17 protein-coding genes are annotated in these 19,550 nt (G+C 67.2%); 4 read left to right on the top strand and 13 right to left on the bottom strand.

Annotated features, from left to right (window positions below; translation table 11 throughout):
* Window positions 1–34 precede the first annotated feature (34 nt).
* The 7 genes from WG922_RS03625 to WG922_RS03595 all read right to left on the bottom strand — a co-directional run bounded on the left by WG922_RS03625 (window position 35) and on the right by WG922_RS03595 (window position 10,465).
* The gene (locus WG922_RS03625) at window positions 35–1,234 is read right to left on the bottom strand and encodes an ABC transporter substrate-binding protein (RefSeq protein WP_340280744.1); all 1,200 of its coding nucleotides are present in this window, start codon (window positions 1,232–1,234) and stop codon (window positions 35–37) included.
* A gap of 79 nt (window positions 1,235–1,313) precedes the next feature.
* Window positions 1,314–2,021 carry an ABC transporter ATP-binding protein gene (locus WG922_RS03620; protein WP_340280742.1) on the bottom strand — a complete coding sequence of 236 codons (708 nt, stop codon included), beginning with the start codon at window positions 2,019–2,021 and terminating at the stop codon, window positions 1,314–1,316.
* Window position 2,022: 1 nt separating this feature from the next.
* Window positions 2,023–2,802, bottom strand: a complete 780-nt coding sequence (locus WG922_RS03615; RefSeq protein ID WP_340280741.1) for an ABC transporter ATP-binding protein — start codon at window positions 2,800–2,802, stop codon at window positions 2,023–2,025.
* Between the two features lie 188 nt (window positions 2,803–2,990).
* Window positions 2,991–6,284 carry a fused isobutyryl-CoA mutase/GTPase IcmF gene (icmF, locus tag WG922_RS03610; protein ID WP_340280740.1) on the bottom strand — a complete coding sequence of 1,098 codons (3,294 nt, stop codon included), beginning with the start codon at window positions 6,282–6,284 and terminating at the stop codon, window positions 2,991–2,993.
* A gap of 214 nt (window positions 6,285–6,498) precedes the next feature.
* Window positions 6,499–8,649, bottom strand: coding sequence for a TRAP transporter large permease subunit (locus WG922_RS03605; protein WP_340280739.1), 2,151 nt, complete (start codon window positions 8,647–8,649; stop codon window positions 6,499–6,501).
* Window positions 8,646–9,263 (bottom strand): TRAP transporter small permease subunit, encoded by a 618-nt coding sequence (locus WG922_RS03600; protein ID WP_340280738.1) that lies wholly within the window; start codon window positions 9,261–9,263, stop codon window positions 8,646–8,648. Before WG922_RS03600 ends, WG922_RS03605 begins: the two co-directional genes overlap by 4 nt.
* A gap of 89 nt (window positions 9,264–9,352) precedes the next feature.
* Entirely contained in the window at window positions 9,353–10,465 is a 1,113-nt protein-coding gene (locus tag WG922_RS03595; RefSeq protein ID WP_340280736.1) for a TRAP transporter substrate-binding protein, read from the bottom strand.
* A 203-nt stretch (window positions 10,466–10,668) separates the two neighbouring features.
* On the opposite strand from WG922_RS03595, the gene WG922_RS03590 reads away from it, so the two are divergent.
* The 4 genes from WG922_RS03590 to WG922_RS03575 all read left to right on the top strand — a co-directional run bounded on the left by WG922_RS03590 (window position 10,669) and on the right by WG922_RS03575 (window position 13,782).
* Window positions 10,669–11,091 (top strand): rhodanese-like domain-containing protein, encoded by a 423-nt coding sequence (locus tag WG922_RS03590; RefSeq protein ID WP_340280735.1) that lies wholly within the window; start codon window positions 10,669–10,671, stop codon window positions 11,089–11,091.
* A gap of 119 nt (window positions 11,092–11,210) precedes the next feature.
* Window positions 11,211–12,440, top strand: coding sequence for a bifunctional glutamate N-acetyltransferase/amino-acid acetyltransferase ArgJ (gene argJ / locus WG922_RS03585; RefSeq protein ID WP_340280734.1), 1,230 nt, complete (start codon window positions 11,211–11,213; stop codon window positions 12,438–12,440).
* Window positions 12,437–13,303: an ATP-binding protein gene (locus WG922_RS03580; protein ID WP_340280733.1), complete on the top strand. Its 867-nt coding sequence runs from the start codon at window positions 12,437–12,439 to the stop codon at window positions 13,301–13,303. The genes argJ and WG922_RS03580 overlap by 4 nt, the downstream gene beginning before the upstream one ends.
* Window positions 13,300–13,782, top strand: a complete 483-nt coding sequence (locus WG922_RS03575) for an NUDIX domain-containing protein (protein WP_340280732.1) — start codon at window positions 13,300–13,302, stop codon at window positions 13,780–13,782. Before WG922_RS03580 ends, WG922_RS03575 begins: the two co-directional genes overlap by 4 nt.
* A gap of 154 nt (window positions 13,783–13,936) precedes the next feature.
* On the opposite strand, the gene WG922_RS03570 is transcribed toward WG922_RS03575, so the two are convergent.
* From WG922_RS03570 to pilB, 6 genes are read right to left on the bottom strand one after another with little or no spacing between them, the layout of a single operon-like run.
* Window positions 13,937–14,158 (bottom strand): DNA gyrase inhibitor YacG, encoded by a 222-nt coding sequence (locus WG922_RS03570; protein ID WP_340280731.1) that lies wholly within the window; start codon window positions 14,156–14,158, stop codon window positions 13,937–13,939.
* Between the two features lie 12 nt (window positions 14,159–14,170).
* On the bottom strand, window positions 14,171–14,926 hold the full coding sequence (zapD, locus tag WG922_RS03565; protein WP_340280730.1) for a cell division protein ZapD: 756 nt from the start codon (window positions 14,924–14,926) through the stop codon (window positions 14,171–14,173).
* Between the two features lie 10 nt (window positions 14,927–14,936).
* Window positions 14,937–15,536 carry a dephospho-CoA kinase gene (gene coaE / locus WG922_RS03560; protein WP_340280728.1) on the bottom strand — a complete coding sequence of 200 codons (600 nt, stop codon included), beginning with the start codon at window positions 15,534–15,536 and terminating at the stop codon, window positions 14,937–14,939.
* A 13-nt stretch (window positions 15,537–15,549) separates the two neighbouring features.
* Complete coding sequence (locus WG922_RS03555; protein ID WP_340280726.1) at window positions 15,550–16,395, bottom strand: prepilin peptidase; 846 nt, start codon at window positions 16,393–16,395, stop codon at window positions 15,550–15,552.
* Window positions 16,395–17,624: a type II secretion system F family protein gene (locus WG922_RS03550; RefSeq protein WP_340280725.1), complete on the bottom strand. Its 1,230-nt coding sequence runs from the start codon at window positions 17,622–17,624 to the stop codon at window positions 16,395–16,397. The genes WG922_RS03555 and WG922_RS03550 overlap by 1 nt, the downstream gene beginning before the upstream one ends.
* Before the next feature lie 35 nt (window positions 17,625–17,659).
* Window positions 17,660–19,396 carry a type IV-A pilus assembly ATPase PilB gene (pilB, locus tag WG922_RS03545; protein WP_340280724.1) on the bottom strand — a complete coding sequence of 579 codons (1,737 nt, stop codon included), beginning with the start codon at window positions 19,394–19,396 and terminating at the stop codon, window positions 17,660–17,662.
* Between the last annotated feature and the right edge of the window lie 154 nt (window positions 19,397–19,550).

The raw sequence follows: 19,550 nt of genomic DNA, 5'->3' as shown, positions 1-19,550 counted from the left end.
CCCAGCGCTGTGGAGCCAGTGTGGCGGGCCTAGATCACTTCTTGACCAGCGGGCACTTGCTGTCGGCCAAAGTGGTGAAGGCCTGGTCGCCCGGCACCTTGGTCACGAGCTTGTAGTAGTCCCAAGGCTTGGTCGATTCCTTCTGGCCCTTGACCTGGAACAGGCTCATCTCGTGGATCATGCGGCCGTCCTGGCGCACCTTGCCCTTGGTGTAGAAGTCGTTGACCTGCGTCTTCTTGACCTGCTCCATCACCTTGTCGGCGTCGGTCGAGCCGGCGGCCTGCACGGCCTTCAGGTAGGTCAGGGTGGCGGAGTAGTCGGCGGCCTGCAGGCTCGAGGGCATGCGCTTGTACTTGTCGAAGAAGCGCTGCGCGAACTTGCGGCTCGCGTCGTCCTGGTCCCAGTACCAGCTGTCGGCCAGCTGCAGGCCTTCGGTGTTGTTCAGCCCGAGGCTGTGCACGTCGTTGATGAACACCAGCAGGCCGGCGACCTTCATGGTCTTGCCGATGCCGAACTCCTTGGCCGCCTTCACCGCGTTGGTGAAGTCGCCGCCGGCGTTGGCCAGCGCCAGGATGTCGGCCTTCGAGCCCTGGGCCTGCAGCAGGAAGGAGGAGAAGTCGGAGGCGTTCAGGGGATGGCGGACGGTGCCGACCACCTGGCCGCCGTTGGCCTTGACCACGGAAGCCGCATCGTTCTCGAGCGAGTGGCCGAACGCGTAGTCGGCGGTGAGGAAGTACCAGCGCTTGTTGCCGGCCTTGACCAGCGCCGAGCCGGCCACCTTGGCGAGGGCCACGGTGTCGTAGGCGTAGTGGACGGTGTAGGGCGTGCAGTCCTCGTTGGTGAGGCGCGCCGAGCCGGCGCCGATCACGAAGAAGGGGCGCTTCTTGTCGTTGGCGACCTTGGCCATGGCCAGGGCGGTGCCGGAGTTGGTGCCGCCAACCAGCATGTTCAGGCCGTTGTTGTCGATCCACTCGCGGGCCTTGGAGGCGGCGACGTCGGCCTTGTTCTGGTGGTCGGCCGTGAGCACCTCGACCGGGCGGTTCAGCACCTTGCCGCCGAAGTCTTCCACCGCCCACTTGACCATCTCACCGCCGGCCGGGCCGTCGATGTCGGCGTACAGGCTGGACATGTCGGTGATGAAGCCGATGCGCACGGGTTGGTTGTTGGCCTGGGCCAGCGCCGAGGCGCTGCCCAGTGCGACGGCCATGGCGGCTACGAGGGTCTTGAGTTTCATCGGGGGTCTCCTTGTGTGGATAGGAATCGGGGGATGCGAAAGCGGGTGAGGCGAAGGCGGCGAACCCGGGGAATGGGGCCTAGACGCCCAGGTATTCGTGGACCATGGCGGTGTTCTCGAGCAGCTCGCGCTGCGCGAACTCGCGCACGATGGTGCCGTGCTCCATGACGTAGAAGCGGTCGGCGAGCGGTGCGGCGAAGCGGAAGTTCTGCTCGACCAGCACGATCGTGTAGCCCTTGGCGCGCAGCATGCGGATCATCTCGGCGAGCTTTTGCACGATCACGGGGGCGAGGCCTTCAGAGATCTCGTCGAGCAGCAGCAGCCGTGCGCCGGTGCGCAGGATGCGGGCCACTGCCAGCATCTGCTGTTCGCCGCCGGACAGGCGCGTGCCGGGGCTGGCGGCGCGCTCCTTGAGGTTGGGGAACATGTCGTAGATCTCGGCGATGCTCATGCCGCCGGAGCCCACCGTGGGCGGCAGCATGAGGTTTTCCTCGGCCGAGAGGCTGGCGAAGATGCCGCGTTCCTCGGGGCAGTAGCCCACGCCCAGGCGGGCGACCTTGTGCGGCGGCAGCTTGATGGCTTCCTGGCCGGCGATGCGGATGGAGCCGGTGCGGCGGCCGGTGAGGCCCACGATGGCGCGCATCGTGGTCGTGCGGCCGGCGCCGTTGCGGCCCAGCAGCGAGACCACCTCGCCTTCGTTGACCGACAGGTTGACGCCGTGCAGCACGTGCGACTCGCCGTACCAGGCATGCAGGTTCTCGATGCGCAGGAGCTCGCGGGAGGACATCTCAGTGCGCTCCCTGCAGTTCGTTTTCGGTCGAGCCCATGTAGGCCTCGATGACCTGCGGGTCCTTGGAGACCTGCTCGTAGGGGCCATCGGCGATGACGGCGCCGCGCTGCAGCACCGTGATGCGGTCGGCGATGGAGGAGACGACGTTCATGTTGTGTTCGACCATCAGGATGGTGCGGCCGGCCGAGACTTTCTTGATCAACTGCGTGACGCGCCCGACGTCTTCGTGGCCCATGCCCTGCGTCGGCTCGTCCAGCAGCATGAGTTCGGGCTCGAGCGCCATGGTGGTGGCCAGCTCCAGGGCACGCTTGCGTCCGTAGGGCAGGTTGACCGTGAGCTCGTCCGCGAACTCCTGCAGATCGACTTCGACCAGCAACTGGTGCGCACGGTCGTGCAGGTGGTGCAGCGAGCGCTCGGACTTCCAGAAGTGGAAGCTGGTGCCGAGGTTGCGCTGCAGCGCGGCGCGGACGTTCTCGAGCACGGTCATGTGCGGGAAGACGGCCGAGATCTGGAAGGACCGGACGATGCCGCGACGCGCCGTCTGGGCAGGCTTCTCGTGGGTGATGTCGCGGCCCTGGTAGAGGATGGTGCCGCGCGTGGGCGGCAGGAACTTGGTCAGCAGGTTGAAGTAGGTGGTCTTGCCTGCGCCGTTGGGGCCGATGAGTGCGTGGATGTCGCCACGGCGGACCTTGAGATCTACGCTGTTGACGGCGACGAAGCCCCTGAACTCCTTGGTCAGGCCCTTTGTTTCCAGGATGTACTCGGACTCAGATGGCAAGCGCGCTCTCCGCAAACGTTTCGGGACGACGCGGAGTTTCCTCTCCTCCGCAGACCGGCCGACTGTAGTCAGGGTTGCGCTGGCGCGACAGAGGGGGAAACCTTAGGTAGTTGTCCGCACCCACTTCGTTTGCGTTCGATCAGGCGCGGGCGCCCCGCCCGTGGTAGAGCCCGGCAGCCGGGCCTCGCTCACATGTTGCGCCGGTACTGACCGCCGACCTCGAACAGGGCCGCCGTGATCTGGCCGAGCGAGCACACCCGCACGGCGTCCATCAGCACTTCGAACACGTTGCGTTGCTCCATGACCGCCTCCTGCAGCCGGCGCAGCATGGGAGCGGCCGCCTGCGCGTGGCGCTCCTGGAATTCGCGCAGGCGCTGCAACTGTCCCTGCTTCTCGCCTTCGGTCGAGCGCGCGAGCTCGAGCTTGGCCTCGACGGGCTCGGCGTGCGGGCTGCGGAACGTGTTCACGCCGACGATCGGCAGCTCGCCGGTGTGCTTGAGCATTTCGTAGTGCATGCTTTCGTCCTGGATGCGGCCGCGCTGGTAGCCCGTCTCCATCGCGCCCAGCACGCCGCCGCGTTCGGCGATGCGCTCGAACTCGGCGAGTACCGCCTCTTCCACCAGTTCGGTGAGCTCATCGACGATGAACGAGCCCTGGTTCGGGTTCTCGTTCTTGGCCAGGCCCCACTCGCGGTTGATGATCAGCTGGATGGCCATGGCCCGGCGCACGCTGTCTTCGGTGGGCGTGGTGATGGCCTCGTCGAAGGCGTTGGTGTGCAGGCTGTTGCAGTTGTCGTAGATCGCGATCAGCGCCTGCAGCGTGGTGCGGATGTCGTTGAACTGGATCTCCTGCGCGTGCAGGCTGCGCCCGGAGGTCTGGATGTGGTACTTGAGCTTTTGCGAGCGCTCGTTGGCGCCGTATTTCTCCCGCATCGCCACCGCCCAGATGCGCCGCGCCACCCGGCCCATGACGGTGTACTCCGGGTCCATGCCGTTGCTGAAGAAGAAGCTGAGGTTGGGCGCGAAGTCGTCGATGTGCATGCCCCGTGCGAGGTAGGCCTCGACGAAGGTGAAGCCGTTGGACAGCGTGAACGCGAGCTGTGAGATCGGGTTGGCGCCGGCTTCGGCGATGTGGTAGCCGGAGATGGACACCGAATAGAAGTTGCGCACGTTGTGGTGCACGAAATATTGGGCGATGTCGCCCATCACCTTCAGGCTGAACTCGGTGGAGAAGATGCAGGTGTTCTGGCCCTGGTCTTCCTTGAGGATGTCCGCCTGCACGGTGCCGCGCACGTTGGCCAGCACCCATTCGCGGATCTTGGCGGCTTCGGTGTCGGTCGGCTCGCGTCCGTTGTCGGCCTTGAACTTGTCCATCTGCTGGTCGATGGCGGTGTTCATGAACATGGCCAGGATGGTGGGGGCGGGACCGTTGATGGTCATGCTCACGGAGGTGCTGGGCGCGCACAGGTCGAAGCCCGAATAGAGCACCTTCATGTCATCCAGCGTGGCCACCGAAACGCCCGAGTTGCCGACCTTGCCGTAGATGTCGGGGCGAGGGGCCGGGTCGTTGCCGTACAGGGTGACCGAGTCGAAGGCGGTGGACAGGCGCTTGGCCGGCATGCCCTCGGACAACAGGCGAAAGCGCCGGTTGGTGCGGAAGGGGTCGCCTTCGCCGGCGAACATGCGCGTCGGGTCCTCGTTCTCGCGCTTGAAGGCGAAGGTGCCCGCCGTGTACGGATAGCTGCCGGGCACGTTGTCCAGCATCAGCCATTTGAGGATCTCGCCGTGGTCCTCCCATTGGGGCAGGCTGACCTTGCGCACGGGCGTTCCGGAGAGGGAGCGCGTGGTGAGCTGGGTGCGGATCTCCTTGTCGCGAATGCGCACGACGTACTCGTCGCCGGCGTAGGCGCGCTGCATCTCGGGCCACTGCACGAGCAGCTTGCGGGCGTCGGCGTCGAGGCGGCCTTCACGCTCCGCAGCCAGGTCGCGCGTGGCCTCGGCTGCCGCCGCGCGCTCCGGCTTGCCCTCGGTGAGCATGTCGGCGGCGGCACGCAGCTGCTGGATCTCGCGCGCGAGCCGGGCCTGGGCCCGGGCGCGTCGCTTGTAGCCGCGCACGGTGTCGGAGATCTCCGCCAGGTAGCGGCTGCGCGCCGGCGGCACGATGGGCGTCTGGTGCGTGCTGTGGCGCACGCCGGCCTGCGGCAGGCGGCCCTCGCGCACCTGCAGGCCCAGCTCGCGCAGGCGCGGCAGCAGCGCCTGGTAGAGGGCCGTCACGCCGTCGTCGTTGAAGCGCGCGGCCATGGTGCCGAAAACCGGCATCTGCTCGGGCGGGGTGCCGAAGGCTTCACGGTTGCGCTGGACCTGTTTGGCGACATCGCGCAGCGCATCCTGCGCGCCCTTGCGGTCGAACTTGTTGATCGCCACGAACTCGGCGAAGTCGAGCATGTCGATCTTCTCGAGCTGGCTGGCCGCCCCGAACTCCGGCGTCATCACGTACATCGGGACATCGACGTGCGGCACGATCGCCGCGTCGCCCTGCCCGATGCCGGAGGTCTCGACCACCACCAGGTCGAAGCCCGCCGCCTTGCAGGCCGCGACCACGTCGGGCAGGGCGGCGGTGATCTCGCTGCCGAAGTCGCGCGTGGCGAGCGAGCGCATGTACACCCGCGGGCCTTGCTGCCATGGGCCGATCGCGTTCATGCGGATACGGTCACCGAGCAAGGCGCCGCCGCTCTTGCGGCGCGAGGGATCGATGGAGATGACCGCGACGTGCAGTCGATCGTCCTGGTCCAGCCGCAGGCGCCGCACCAGCTCGTCGGTGAGCGAGGACTTGCCCGCGCCGCCGGTGCCGGTGACGCCCAGCACGGGCACGTTTCGCGTCGCGGCGGCGTCGCGCAGCTCTTGCAGCAAACCTGCCTCGACCTCGCCGGCTTCGAGCGCCGTGATCAGCTGTGCCAGGGCGCGCCAGGCGGCTTCGCCGTGGCCCTGCACGGCCGCCACGGTGCGCGGCGCATGCGCCGCCAGGTCGCGGTCGCAGCGCATGACCATCTCGCCGATCATCCCCTGCAGGCCCATGCGCTGGCCGTCCTCGGGGCTGTAGATGCGGGTGACGCCGTAGTGCTGCAGATCACGGATCTCGTCGGGCACGATGACGCCGCCGCCGCCGCCGAACACCTGGATGTGTTCGCCGCCGCGCTCGCGCAGCAGATCGACCATGTACTTGAAGTATTCGACGTGCCCGCCCTGGTAGGAGCTCACGGCGATGCCCTGCACGTCTTCCTGGAGGGCCGCGGTGACGACCTCGTCGACGCTGCGGTTGTGGCCCAGGTGAATCACCTCGGCGCCCATGCCCTGCAGGATGCGCCGCATGATGTTGATGGCGGCATCGTGGCCGTCGAAAAGGCTGGCGGCGGTGACGAAGCGCACCTTGTGCGTGGGTCGGTAGCCGGCGAGGGCCTGGTGCTCTGCGGACAGGTCGGTCATGTCGGGGGTTCCTCGTGGACCCCCGACCATAAGTGACGTTTACGTCAACGTCAACGCGCGTCGCGTCCGAACGGGGCTGACGCGCGCCGCCGCGTGCGGCGCGCAGCCGGCGTGCCCTGCACGGCCCACACGCCTCAGGGGGCCGGCAACAAACCGACTGGGCCGCGCACAGGGCCCGGCGTGCGCCTCGGGGCACGGCCGGGCACTGCGGAGATCAGCGCGCGTACAAGACCGACGGCAGCCACATGCCGATTCCGGGGAAGATGTACAGCAGCACGATGGCCACGATCTGGATTCCCATGAACGGCAGCATGCCCAGGAATATCTGGTTGAGCGTGACATGCGGCGGGCTGACCCCCTTGAGGTAGAAGGCCGACATCGCCACCGGCGGGCTGAGGAAGGCCGTCTGCAGGTTCAGCGCCACCAGCAGGCCGAAGAACAGCGGGCTCACGCCGAAGTTGTCGAGCAGCGGAATGAAGATGGGCATGAAGATCACGATGATCTCGGTCCATTCCAGCGGCCAGCCGAGGATGAAGATGATGACCTGCGAGAGGATGAGGAACTGGATGGTCGTGAGGTTCATCGACAGGACCCAGCGCTCGACCAGTTCCTGGCCGCCCAGCAGCGCGAAGGCCGCCGAGAAGATCGCGGAGCCGACGAACAGCCAGCACACCATGGCGGAGGTCTTGGCCGTGAGGAACACGCTCTCCTTGACGATGCCGAAGGTCAGCCGCCGGTAACCGGCCGCCAGCAGGAAGCCGCCCAGAGCGCCGACGGCGGCCGCTTCGGTCGGCGTGGCCAGCCCCATCACGATCGATCCCAGCACCGCCAGGATGAGCAAGACCAGCGGGAAAAAGCTGGTCAGCAGCATCTTGAAGATCTCCAGACGCGCGAAGCTGAGCAGGGCGTAGAACACCGCCAGCGCCGCAGCGCCGGCCGCAAGGCCGATCCAGAAGCTGCGCGGTGCCTCGCGGCGCTCGGCGGCCGGGCTGTCTGCGGCTCCTTCCGAAGGCGCCGACCGCGCTCCGGGCGGCTCGGCCAGGCCACCCGCGGCTGGCGGGGCAGCGGCTCCCGGTGGTTCGGCCAGCCCGCCGGCCCCCGGCGGTTCGGCCAGGCCCCCCGACGCAGCCGGCGGCTCCGCCAGCCCTCCAGCTGCAGCGGAAGGTTCGGCCAAGCCGCCGTTGCTGGGCGGTTCGGCGAGCCCACCGGCCGCACCCGGGGGCGGGGACAGCCCGGCCGAGGCTCCGGGAGGCTCGGCGAGCCCGCCTGCGGCCGGAGGCTCGGCCAGGCCTGCGGAGCCCGGGGGCTCGGCCAGGCCGCCGGCGCGCGGCGGCTCCTGCAACCCGCCGGAAGCGCGGGAGCGAACGGCAGTGCCCTGGCCCATTTCCACCAGCCCGGCATAGGTCTGCTCGACCGGGAGCGGGGCAGTCACGCCGCGCCAGGTCCACAGGGCCACGGCTACGAACAGCAGCAGCGGCAGCGCGACGACGGCGAGCTGCTTGAGGAGATAGGAGGCCGGCACGTCGGCATTGGCGCGGCCCTTGAGGGCGTTGAGCAGCCCCACCAGTGCGTGCCGTTCGCCCGTGGGGGCGGTGATGCGCTGGGTGAGAGGCGGCAGCGGCACGAAGCGGTCCGCGGCCGACAGCGGAGGCGCCAGCGAGGGCTTCACCTTGGCCAGCACGATCATGTACAGCACATACAGGCTCGCCAGCATGAGGCCGGGAAAGAAGGCTCCGGCGTAGAGCTGCACCACCGAGACGCCTGCGGTGGCGCCATAGACGATCAGCAGGACCGAGGGCGGGATCAGGATGCCCAGACAGCCTCCGGCGGTGATCGCACCCGCTGTCACCTGCACGCTGTAGCCGGCGCGCAGCATGGCCGGCATGGCGAGCAGGCCCATGAGCGTGACCACCGCGCCCACGATGCCGGTGGCGGTGGCGAAGACGGTGCAGGTGACGAGCGTGGCAACGCCCAACGCACCCGGCAGGCGCGAGAGCGCGAGGTGGATGCTGTGGAACAGCTTTTCGATCAGGTTGGCCCGCTCGACCAGGTAGCCCATGAAGACGAAGAGCGGTATGGAGATCAGCACGTCGTTGGTCATGACCCGGAACGCGGACTGCACCATCAGGTTCAGCGTGAGCCCCGTGTCCTGGTTGTAGGCCAGCCAGGTGAAGATCATGCCCATGCCCATCAGGGTGAAGGCGGTGGGAAAGCCCAGCATGATGGCCACGACCACCAGCGACAGCATCAGCAGGCCGATGTGGCCACGCTCGATCTGGTCGACGCTGACGAGCATCGTCAGCGCCGCCATCACGATCAGCCCCATCAGGGTGAATCCGAACCACAGTTCCTTGCGCACTTTCACAGCTTCCCCTCCGATTCGGCCGGCGGCGCGACCAGCGGTCGGCCCGGCTCGTTCTTGCCCACCATCGCCTTGATCTTGTCTACATCGACCTCCTCGACGTCACCGATGCGCGCGGGCCATTGCCCGTCACGGATGCACACGATGCAGCGCACGATCTCGACGATGCCCTGCAGCAGCAGGATGGCGCCGGCCAGCGGAATGAAGAACTTGAACGGATACACCGGGATCGGGTCGGCGTTGAAGGTCTGCTCGCGAATGGCCAGCGACTCGTTGAAGTAGGTCCAGCCGGCCCAGGTCAGTGCCACCACCCCGGGAAGGAAGAAGAGCACGTACAGCACCAGATCGCTCCAGGCCTGGGTACGGGGGCGGAAGAACCCGTAGAGCACGTCGCCGCGGACGTGCCCGTTCTTGGACAGCGTGTACGCGCCGGCCATCATGAACAGCACCCCGTAAAGCATGATCTGCACGTCGAGCATCCAGCCGTGCGGATTGCCCAGGACGTAGCGCGAGAACACCTCCCAGGACACCATCACCGTCAGCACCACGATGGCCCAGGCGAACAGCTGTCCCAGCCAGGTCGATAGCCGGTCCACGGCCAGCAATAACTTTTGCATCCTCTTCCTCGTCGTCTCTTTCGCTGTGTCGGCACGCTAGACAAACAAAAGGGCGGCCCAGCGGCCGCCCTCCGTTCAGTCCTGCACGGTCAGGACTTCTTGCCGCTGAAATAGCGGTTGTAGGCGATCTTGAAATCCACCGTGTAGTCGTTCTGCCACTGGCCGGCGCGGCGCGCGAACTCCTTCTGGGAGTCGAGCACCTTCTGGAAGAAGGGGTTCTCCTGGGCCTTCTTGGCGGTCACCTTGTCCCAGGCGTCGAGCTGCGCGCGGAGGATGGCATCGGGCGTCTTGTAGAAGTTGATCTTGTCCTTGGTCCGCAGCTCCTGGTAGTCCTTGGAGTTGCGATCGATGGCCTTCCAGCTGAAGTCGGCCGACGAAGCCTGGACGGCGTAGTCGATGATCGAGCGCAGTTCGGGAGCCAGCGCGTTGTACTTCGTCTTGTTGAACAGGATCTCGAACTGCTCGCCCGACTGGTGGAAGCTTTGCAGCATGCAGTTCTTGGCGACGTCGGGGAAGCCCAGCACCCGGTCAGAGGAGGCGTTGTTGAACTCCGCCGCGTCCAGCAGTCCGCGGTCCAGGGCGGGGACGATCTCGCCGCCCGGCAGCGGGTTGACGGCAACACCCAGTTCGTTGAACACGTCCACCGCCAGGCCCACGGTGCGGAACTTCAGGCCCTTCATCTGGGCGACGTTGGCGATCGGCTTGCGGAACCAGCCGAGCGGCTGCGTGGGCATGGGACCGTACAGGTAGGACACCACGTCCATGTTGATGGACTTGTAGATCTCTTCCAGCAGCGCCTTGCCGCCGCCGTAGTAGTGCCAGGCCAGCACCATGTTGGGATCCATGCCGAACGCAGGGCCCGAGCCCCACAGGGCCAGGGCGGAGTTCTTGCCGTAGTGATACGCCACCACGCCGTGGCCGCCGTCCAGCGTGCCCTTGTTCACCGCTTCGAGCAGCTGGAACGCGGGCACCACGGCGCCGGCGGGCAGCACCTCGATCTTGAGGCGGTTGCCCGCCATGTCGTTGACCTTCTTGGCGAAGTCGGTCGCGAACTCGTGAAAGATGTCCTTGGAAGGCCAGGTGCTCTGGAAGCGCATCGAGGTGGTCTGCGCGACGGCCACCATGGGCGCGGACATGGCACCTGCGGCAACGGCGGCGCCCTTGAGTACGCTGCGACGGCGCGGCGACTTCGATTCGGTCATTGGTCTGTCTCCTGAGTTGAGTGGTGTGGCACCCGGCAATTTCCCGCGTGTGCGGCATCTGCGCAACGGGGTTTCCACCAGCGCGGCCCACAGCAGCTGAACCGTGGAGCTTGGTCCGTGGCGCTGACCCTGAGCTGCGCTTCGCTCCGGTATGGTGCGCGCGGGGATGATGGCGCGAGCCCGGTCGCTGGCAGAATTCCCGCATGACCACGCAAACCGATCCGATCCGCCCCGCCGAAGGCTATGCCGGCGATGTGACGCCCGCCACGGCCCACGACTGGTGCCAGCGCGGCGACGCCGTGCTGGTGGACGTGCGCACCGATGCCGAGCGCGAGTGGGTCGGTTTCGTTCCCGGAGCGGCTGCCGTCGCCTGGAAGCACTGGCCCGGCATGGCCTTCAATCCTGACTTCGAGGCGCAGTTGCGGGCTGCCGTGCCTGCGGGCAAGAAGGCACTGATGATGTGCCGCAGCGGCGTGCGTTCGGTCGCCGCGGCGCGCCGCGCGACCGAACTCGGCCTGGAGGCCTACAACATCCTCGAGGGCTTCGAGGGCGATGCGGATGCCGAGGGGCATCGCAACACCGTGGGGGGCTGGCGCCGCCGCGGGCTGCCCTGGCGCCAGAAGTAGGCCGGGGACCGCCGCAGCCGGGCGCATCGACGGCGCCGCCGCCGCAGCTGCAGCCGCGCAAGCAGAAGCAGCCGCTGGCGGTGCGCAGTGCAAACCATAGACCACAAGGAAAAGAAGCAATGCCCGTGAACCTGGCCGCACCGACCGCGGCCCACATCCTGCCCGTGCCCGGCGTCCGCATCGGCGTGGCCGAAGCGGGGGTGCGCAAGGCTGGCCGCAAGGACCTGACCGTGTTCCTGCTGGAGCCCGGCGCGGCCGTGGCCGGCGTCTTCACCCAGAACCGCTTTTGCGCGGCCCCGGTGCAGGTGTGCCGCGAGCACCTGAATTCCGGGCAGGAGATCCGTGCGCTGGTGGTCAACACCGGCAACGCGAACGCCGGCACCGGCCAGGATGGCCTGGTGCGGGCACGGGCCACCTGCATCGCACTCGCGCGCCACCTCGACCTCGCCCCCGAGCAGGTGCTGCCCTTCTCGACCGGCGTGATCATGGAGCCGCTGCCGCTTGAGCGCATCGAGGCGGGGCTGCCGGCGGCGCTGGCCGACGCCCGCCCCGAGCACTGGCTGCGCGCGGCAGAGGGCATCATGACCACGGACACGGTGGCCAAGGCCTTCAGCCGCCAGGTGACCATCGAGGGCCGCACGGTGACGGTCACCGGCATCAGCAAGGGCGCCGGGATGATCCGGCCGAACATGGCGACCATGCTCGGCTTCCTCGCGACCGACGCCGCCGTCGCGCCCGCCTTGCTGCCCCGGCTCGCCCGGGAGCTGGCCGAAGGCTCGTTCAACCGCGTCACCGTGGACGGCGACACCTCGACGAACGATTCCTTCGTGGTCCTGGCCACCGGCCAGGCCGGCAATGCGCCCATCGCGTCCCTGGACCACGCGAACGGCCAGGCTCTCTTCGCCGCGATGCTGGAAGTCGCCCGCCTGCTTGCGCAGGCCATCGTGCGCGACGGCGAGGGCGCCACCAAGTTCATCACCGTCCGCGTCGAGGGCGGCCGCACCGCCGCCGAATGCCGCCAGGTCGCCTATGCCATCGCCCATTCGCCGCTGGTGAAGACGGCCTTCTTCGCGAGCGATCCCAACCTCGGGCGCATCCTCGCAGCGGTCGGCTACGCCGGCATCGAGGACCTGGACCAGGGCGCGATCGACCTGTTCCTGGACGACGTGCACGTTGCGATGGCGGGCGGGCGCAACCCCGCCTACCGCGAGGAGGACGGCCAGCGCGTGATGCGCCAGAGCGAGATCACGGTGCGCGTGGCCCTCGGTCGCGGCAGCGCCAGCGACACGGTGTGGACCTGTGACTTCAGCCACGACTACGTGACCATCAACGCCGACTACCGCTCATGACCGATCTCGAACGCCTGATGCAGCGGGCCGACCAGCTGCTCGCCCGCATCGAGGCGGTGCTGCCGCAGCCCCTGGGGGCGCCCCAGTGGGACGCCAGCATCGCCTTCCGCTATCGCAAGCGCTCCACGGGGCACGGCAGCCTCGAGCCGGTGCGGCACGTCGCGGCGATCCGGCTGGACGAGCTGCAGGAAATCGATGCACAGAAGGAGAAGATCCAGCGCAACACCCTGCAGTTCGTGCAGGGACAGCCCGCCAACAACGTGCTGCTCACCGGCGCGCGCGGAACCGGAAAGTCTTCGCTGATCAAGGCGTGCCTGAACGAATACAGCGGGCGCGGCCTGCGCCTGATCGAGGTCGACAAGGCCGATCTGGTCGATCTGCCGGACATCATCGACGTGGTCGCCGAGCGTCCCGAGAAGTTCATCGTCTTCTGCGACGACCTGAGCTTCGAGGAGGGCGAGGCCGGCTACAAGGCGCTCAAGTCCATCCTGGACGGTTCCGTCGCGGCGGCTTCGCCCAACGTGCTGATCTATGCGACCAGCAACCGGCGGCACCTGCTGCCCGAATACATGAAGGAGAACCTGAGCTACACGCATACGGACGACGGCGAGGTCCACCCCGGTGAGGTGGTGGAGGAGAAGATCTCGCTGTCCGAGCGCTTCGGCCTGTGGGTGAGCTTCTATCCGTTCAGCCAGGACGAGTACCTGGCCATCGTGCGCCAGTGGCTCGCGTCCTTCGGCATCGACGATGCGCAGATCGTGGCCGCGCGTCCGCAGGCGCTGGTGTGGGCGCTGGAGCGGGGCTCGCGGTCGGGCCGGGTGGCCTATCAGTTCGCGCGCGATTTCGCGGGCCGGCTTCAGTGAGCGCTGGGCGGGTGCTGGTGGCCGACGGCGAGCGGCCGCGCGAAGGCGGTGCGAACCGCGCCGCTGTCGAGGTAGCCGTGGGTGTGCTGGTGCGCCCGGACGGCAGCTTCCTGCTCACGTCGCGCCCGCCCGGAAAGGTGTACGCGGGCTATTGGGAGTTTCCGGGCGGCAAGCTGGAGCCGGGCGAGACGGTCGAGGAAGCACTGCGCCGGGAGCTGCGTGAAGAAATCGGCGTGACCATCGGGCCGGTGCAGCCGTGGCGCGTCGAAGTGGTCGATTACCCGCACGCGTTGGTGCGCCTGAACTTCTGCAAGGTGTTCGACTGGACGGGCACGCTGCACATGCACGAAGGACAGCAGTACGCCTGGGAGCATCTGCCGGTGCGTTCGACGCCGGTGCTGCCCGGCACGGTGCCGGTGCTCGCCTGGTTCGCGGCAGAGCGGGGCTTCAGCGGCGCCACGCACGTGGCGCAGGCCTGAGCGACATGGGTGGCGGCGTGTTGCGAGGGCAGACCCCAGGGTTGCGTTCGATCGATGGTGGCTGCTGGTCAAGCACCAGGCGCGCTGCCGATGTCCGAGCGTGGTGGGTGGGCGACGCCGTGCCAGCAACCGCCGCGCGGCCACGGCCGTTCGACTACTGCAGATGCGGGTCGCCGAAGGGTTGGTCGTCCGCGGGCGCGTCGCTCTGCACGCGGAAGTCTTCGCTCGCCCAGGCTCCCAGGTCGTAGTTCTTGCACCGCTCGCTGCAGAACGGCCGATAGGGGTTCGAGGCAGCGTAGAGGCTGTCGCCGCGGCAGTGCGGGCAACTGACGATGCGCGCGCGGGTCGGTGCGCCGGGTTGGTCGGGCGTGCTCATGCCGCTTTCGAGTCAGGAGCAGAGCGTGAGTTCGAGCGGCACGGAGTCGGTGCTGGGGTGCAGGCGTTCGGCCGGCTCGTGCTTCATGAGCCGCACCGACACCATCAGCCGGTTGCCGCTGATCTCGGGCACCAGGTGGAGTTCGGGGTCGATGCGCAGGCGCAGCAGCTGGAACGTGCGGCCCTGCGGCAGCGTCTGCTGGAGCTGTCCGTTGTTGGCCATCACTTTCTGCGGCACGCCGGAATCGCGCAGCAGTTTCATCAGCATGTGAATGGACTCGGCCGTGGCGCCGAAGGTCTGGGCCCAGCGTGCAAGATCGGCCTGGCGACGCTCGGGTTCGAGGTGCTGCCAGGCGAAGTATCCGGGCAGGTCGAACTCGCAGGTGCCGCCCGGAATGCCGATGCGGCTGCGGATGCCCATGAGCCATTCGTTGTCGGTGAGCGCCTGGCCGGCCTTGCCCGGTTGGGTGTTCAGGGCCTCGAAGCAGCCGTCGAGCTGGGCGATGACCTGGTCCAGCACGGTCTCGGCGATGGCCGGGTTGCCGCGAAAGCCGGCAAGGGCGGTGCGCTGCTTCTCCAGGTCCTTCATGACGTCGGATTTCAGGTCGGCGCGAGCAGCCACGTCCATGATCTCGAACAGGGTGGCAATGGCGAAATGGTGGTCGTCGGGATGCTCGCGCGGCACCAGCACCGCCAGCCGCTGGAAGAGGTGCTCCAGGCGCAAATACGTGCGGATTCGTTCGTTGAACGGGTATTCGTAGAGGATCACGGCGGCGTCATCATAGCCCGAAGGCTTTTGCGGCTTCGTGAACGTGCGCCTGCAGCTGCGCGAGTCCGTGCCCTTCGTTGCAGATGACGAGGTCGGCAGCGGCGAGTCGAAGCCCGCGCGGCGCCTGGGCTGCAATGACCGCTTCCACCTGTGCTTCGGACAGATTGCTGCGGGCCTTGACCCGCTCGATCTGCGTATGCGCGCTGCAGTCGATCACCAGCACGCGGTCGAGTGCGCGGCGCCAGCGGCCCGACTCGACGAGCAGGGGGATGTCGAAGACGGCGCAGCGGCGGCCCTCGGCGAGGGCTGTATCGACTCTGCGCTGGATGCCGGCGGCGACGAGGGGGTGGACGATGGCCTCGAGCCGCCGGCGCGCGCCGGGGTGCGCATAGGCATGCTCGCGCATGAGGGCGCGGTCGAGGCCGCCGTCGGGGCCGACGAACTCGGCGCCGAACTGCTGGCGGATAGGCTCGATGGCCGGGCCGCCCGGTGCCGTGGTTTCGCGGGAGATGGCGTCCGCGTCGATGGGGAAGGCGCCCAGCTGTTCGAGCATCGCCAGCACGGTGCTCTTGCCGCTGCCGATGCCACCCGTCAGGCCCAGGCGCAGCATTGGATTCGTTGCCTCAGAGGCCGAGTACACCCAGCACCGCGCCGGGACCGAACACCATGGCCGTGAGGCCCGCAAGCGCGAGGAAGGGGCCGAAGGGAACGTAGCCGCCTTCGCGCAGCCCGCTGGTGAGCTTCATGGCGATTCCCACGATGGCGCCGATGACCGAGGCCATGAGGATGATGGGCACCAGCGCCTGCCAACCGAACCAGGCGCCGAGCGCGGCGAAGAGCTTGAAATCACCGAAGCCCATCCCCTCCTTGCCGGTGGCCAGCTTGAAGACGTGGTAGACGAGCCAGAGGGAAAGGTATCCGGCGACGGCGCCCCAGAGGGCGGCCTCCAATGGCACAGGCGTCCAGTGCAGCGCGGCGGCCAGCAGCCCCGCCCACAGCAGGGGCAGGGTGATGTCGTCTGGCAGCAGGGTGGTGTCCCAGTCGATCAGCGCCAGCGCCAGCAGCGCGGCCGAAAAACCGCACCAGGCCAATCCCGTGGCCGTCGCGCCCCAGCGCCAGACCGCATAGGCGAACAAGGCGCCGGTCGCGAGCTCGACGGCGGGATAGCGCAGCGAGATGGCCGTGCCACAGGCCGAACAGCGCCCGCGCAGCGCCAGATAACTCAGGACCGGAATGTTTTCCCACCACCGGATCTGGTGCCCGCATCGAGGGCAAGCGGAGCGCGGATGCATGAGGTTGAACGGCGCGACGGCCGCCGCTTGCGCAGCGTTCCCCGACAGCTCGGCGCATTCCTCGGCCCACTGCCGCTCCATCATCTTGGGGAGACGGTAGATGACGACGTTGAGGAAGCTGCCGATCAGCAGCCCGAACACGGCTGCCAGTGCGGCATCGACCGCGGAGAAGGCCATCAGACCACGGCGCCCAGCTTGAAGATGGGAAGGTACATGGAGACCACGATACCGCCGATGATGGTCCCCAGGAACACGATGATGATCGGCTCCATCAGGCTGGACAGACCGCCCACCATGTCATCGACCTCGGCCTCGTAGAAATCGGCCGCCTTGCCCAGCATGTGGTCCAGCGAGCCGGACTCTTCGCCGATGGCCGACATCTGCAGCACCATCGAGGGGAACACGCCGGCGTTCGTCATGGCGGTGGTGATGCTGGTGCCGGTGGAGACTTCCTGCTGGATTTTTTCGGTGGCCTTGGCGTAGACGGAGTTGCCTGCTGCTCCGCCCACCGAGTCGAGCGCCTCGACCAGCGGCACGCCGGCGGCGAACATCGTGGAGAGCGTGCGCGTCCAGCGCGCCACCGTGGACTTGTAGACCAGGTCGCCGAAGATCGGCAGGCGCAGCATCAGGCGGTCCATGAAGTTCTGCACCTTCTCACTGCGCTTCCACGACTCCATGAGGAAGTAGAGCGCGCCGCCGATGCCGCCGAAGATGGCCCACCAGTAGGAGACGAAGAATTCGCTGATGGCGATGACCAGCAGCGTGGGGGCGGGCAGGTCCGCACCGAAGGACGTGAACACGTCCTTGAAGGCCGGAATCACGAAGATCATGATGACGGACACCACGATGAACGCCACAGACACCACCGCGATGGGATACATCAGCGCCGTCTTGATCTTGGACTTGATCGCCTCGGTCTTCTCCATGTAGGTGGCCAGGCGGTCCAGCAGCGACTCCAGGATACCGGCGGCCTCTCCGGCCTCGACCAGGTTGCAGTAGAGGCTGTTGAAGTGCTGCGGATACTTGCGGAAAGCCGCCGACAGGGAGGTTCCGGTTTCGACGTCGGCACGGATGTCGGCCAGCATGCGGGTCACGCTGCCGTTCGGATTGCCCCGCCCGACGATGTCGAACGCCTGCAGCAGCGGCACACCGGCCTTCATCATGGTGGCGAGCTGGCGGGTGAAGATCGCGATGTCCTTGGGCTTGATGCGCTGGCCGCGCCGCATGCGACGCTTGCGGATCTTCAGGGGCGTGATGCCCTGCCGGCGCAGCGAGGCCTGCACCTGGTTCTCGCCGGCTGCCCGAGCTTCGCCGCGAACCTGCTTGCCGTTCCGGTCTCGCCCCTCCCACTCGAACACGAATTCGGTGACCTTGATCTTGCTTGTCGCTGCTGCTGCCGTCGCCATCCGGGCTCACTCCTGGGCTGGTTGCCTGTGGTTGTTTAGACGTTGGTGCAGTTGATCACTTCCTCGAGGGAGGTGACGCCCAACTTGACCTTGTGCAGGCCGGATTGGCGCAGGGTACGGACTCCTTCCCGCTGCGCCTGCTCCGCAATCTCGAGCGAGCTGCCGTCGCGCAGGATGATGCGCTGGATCTCTTCGCTCACCGGCATGACCTGGTAGATGCCAACGCGGCCCTTGTAGCCGTTGCTGCACGCCGAGCAGCCCACTGCGCGATAGGGAACCCAGCTGCCGTCGAGGTCCTCGTCGGTGTAGCCGGCTTCCAGCAAGGCCTCATGCGGGATATCAGCGGGCGCCTTGCAATTCACGCACAGGCGGCGCGCGAGGCGCTGGGCGGAAATGAGCACCACGCTGGAGGCCACGTTGAAGGCCGCCACACCCATGTTGCGCAGGCGAACCAACGTGCTGGGGGCGTCGTTGGTGTGCAGGGTGGAGAGCACCATGTGCCCGGTCTGTGCGGCCTTGATGGCGATGTCGGCGGTTTCCAGGTCGCGGATTTCGCCGACCATGATGACGTCGGGATCCTGGCGCAGGAACGCGCGCAGGGCCGTTGCGAAGGTCAGGCCGGCCTTCTCGTTGACGTTCACCTGGTTCACGCCGGGCAGGTTGATTTCCGCGGGGTCTTCGGCCGTCGAGATGTTGACGCCGGGCTCGTTCAGCAGGTTGAGGCAGGTATAGAGCGACACCGTCTTTCCGGAGCCGGTTGGGCCGGTGACCAGCACCATTCCGTAGGGGCGCTTGACCGCGTCGAGCAGGCGAGCCTTTTCGTCGGGCTCGTAGCCGAGCGCATCGATGCCGAGCCGGGCGCTGCTCGGATCCAGGATACGGATCACGACCTTCTCGCCGAACAGCGTGGGCAGGGTGCTCACGCGGAAGTCGATGACGCGCTCGGGGCCGATCTTGAGCTTCATGCGGCCGTCCTGCGGCACGCGCTTCTCGCTGATGTCCATACGCGAGATCACCTTGATCCGCGATGCGAGCTTTTCCTTGATGGCCACGGGGGGCGACGCGATCTCGCGCAGTTCGCCATCGACGCGGAAGCGCACGCGGTACTGGTGCTCGAAGGGCTCGAAGTGCAGGTCGGACGCGCGCATGTTGATCGCGTCCAGCAGCATCTTGTGCAGGAACTTGACGACTGGGGCGTCGTCCACCTCGGAGGTGCTGAGCTTGTCCTCGTCTTCGCCCGAGGACTCCATGCTCGTTTCGTCGAACTGGAAATCCTCTCCGATGAGGTTTTCCATCGCCTCGCCGGCGCTGGTGGCGCTGGCCTCCACCATGCGCAGGAGCTTGTCGTATTCGGCGATGACCCAGTCCACGCCCATCTGGGTTGCGAACTTGATCTTTTCGGCAGCTTGCTGATCGGAGGGGTCGGCCGTGGCAACGGTCAGTCGGTTGCTGCGTTTGGCCAGGACCACCACCCGGAAGTCCTGGCAGATCTTGGCATCGAGCAGGTTCTTGGGCAGCCGCTGGATGTCAACCGCCTCCAGGTCCAGCAGGGGGGCTCCGTACGCGGTGGACATGGTGTGGGCCAGATCGAAAGCCGACACCGCACCGGAACCGGTGAGTTCGGCGATGAAGCTGGTGCGCCGCACCTGCGCCTTGCGGTACAGATCTTCGGCCGCCTTCTGGTGCAGTTTCCCCGCCGAAATCAGGGCGCGCGCGAGGCCCGGAAGGGCGACGGCGGTGGCTTCGGCAGTGGTGGTTTCAACGGCAGCCATCGGCTAACACTCCGCACTCCTCATGGGCGCTTGACCAGTTGTAAGAATGATTGCCGATCATCGCTGAAAGGCTCTCCCCTGTAAACGCAGCGGTCGGCGACTGCCGGCAGCGTGAGGGGAGTGAGTGGGGAAGAACCGACGAACTGCGGAAAAA

The sequence above is a fragment of the Ramlibacter sp. AN1015 genome (genome assembly GCF_037726105.1).
GTDB lineage: Bacteria > Pseudomonadota > Gammaproteobacteria > Burkholderiales > Burkholderiaceae_C > Ramlibacter.
Note: the sequence above shows the minus strand (reverse complement) of the source record. Positions and strands in the feature narration are given on the sequence as shown.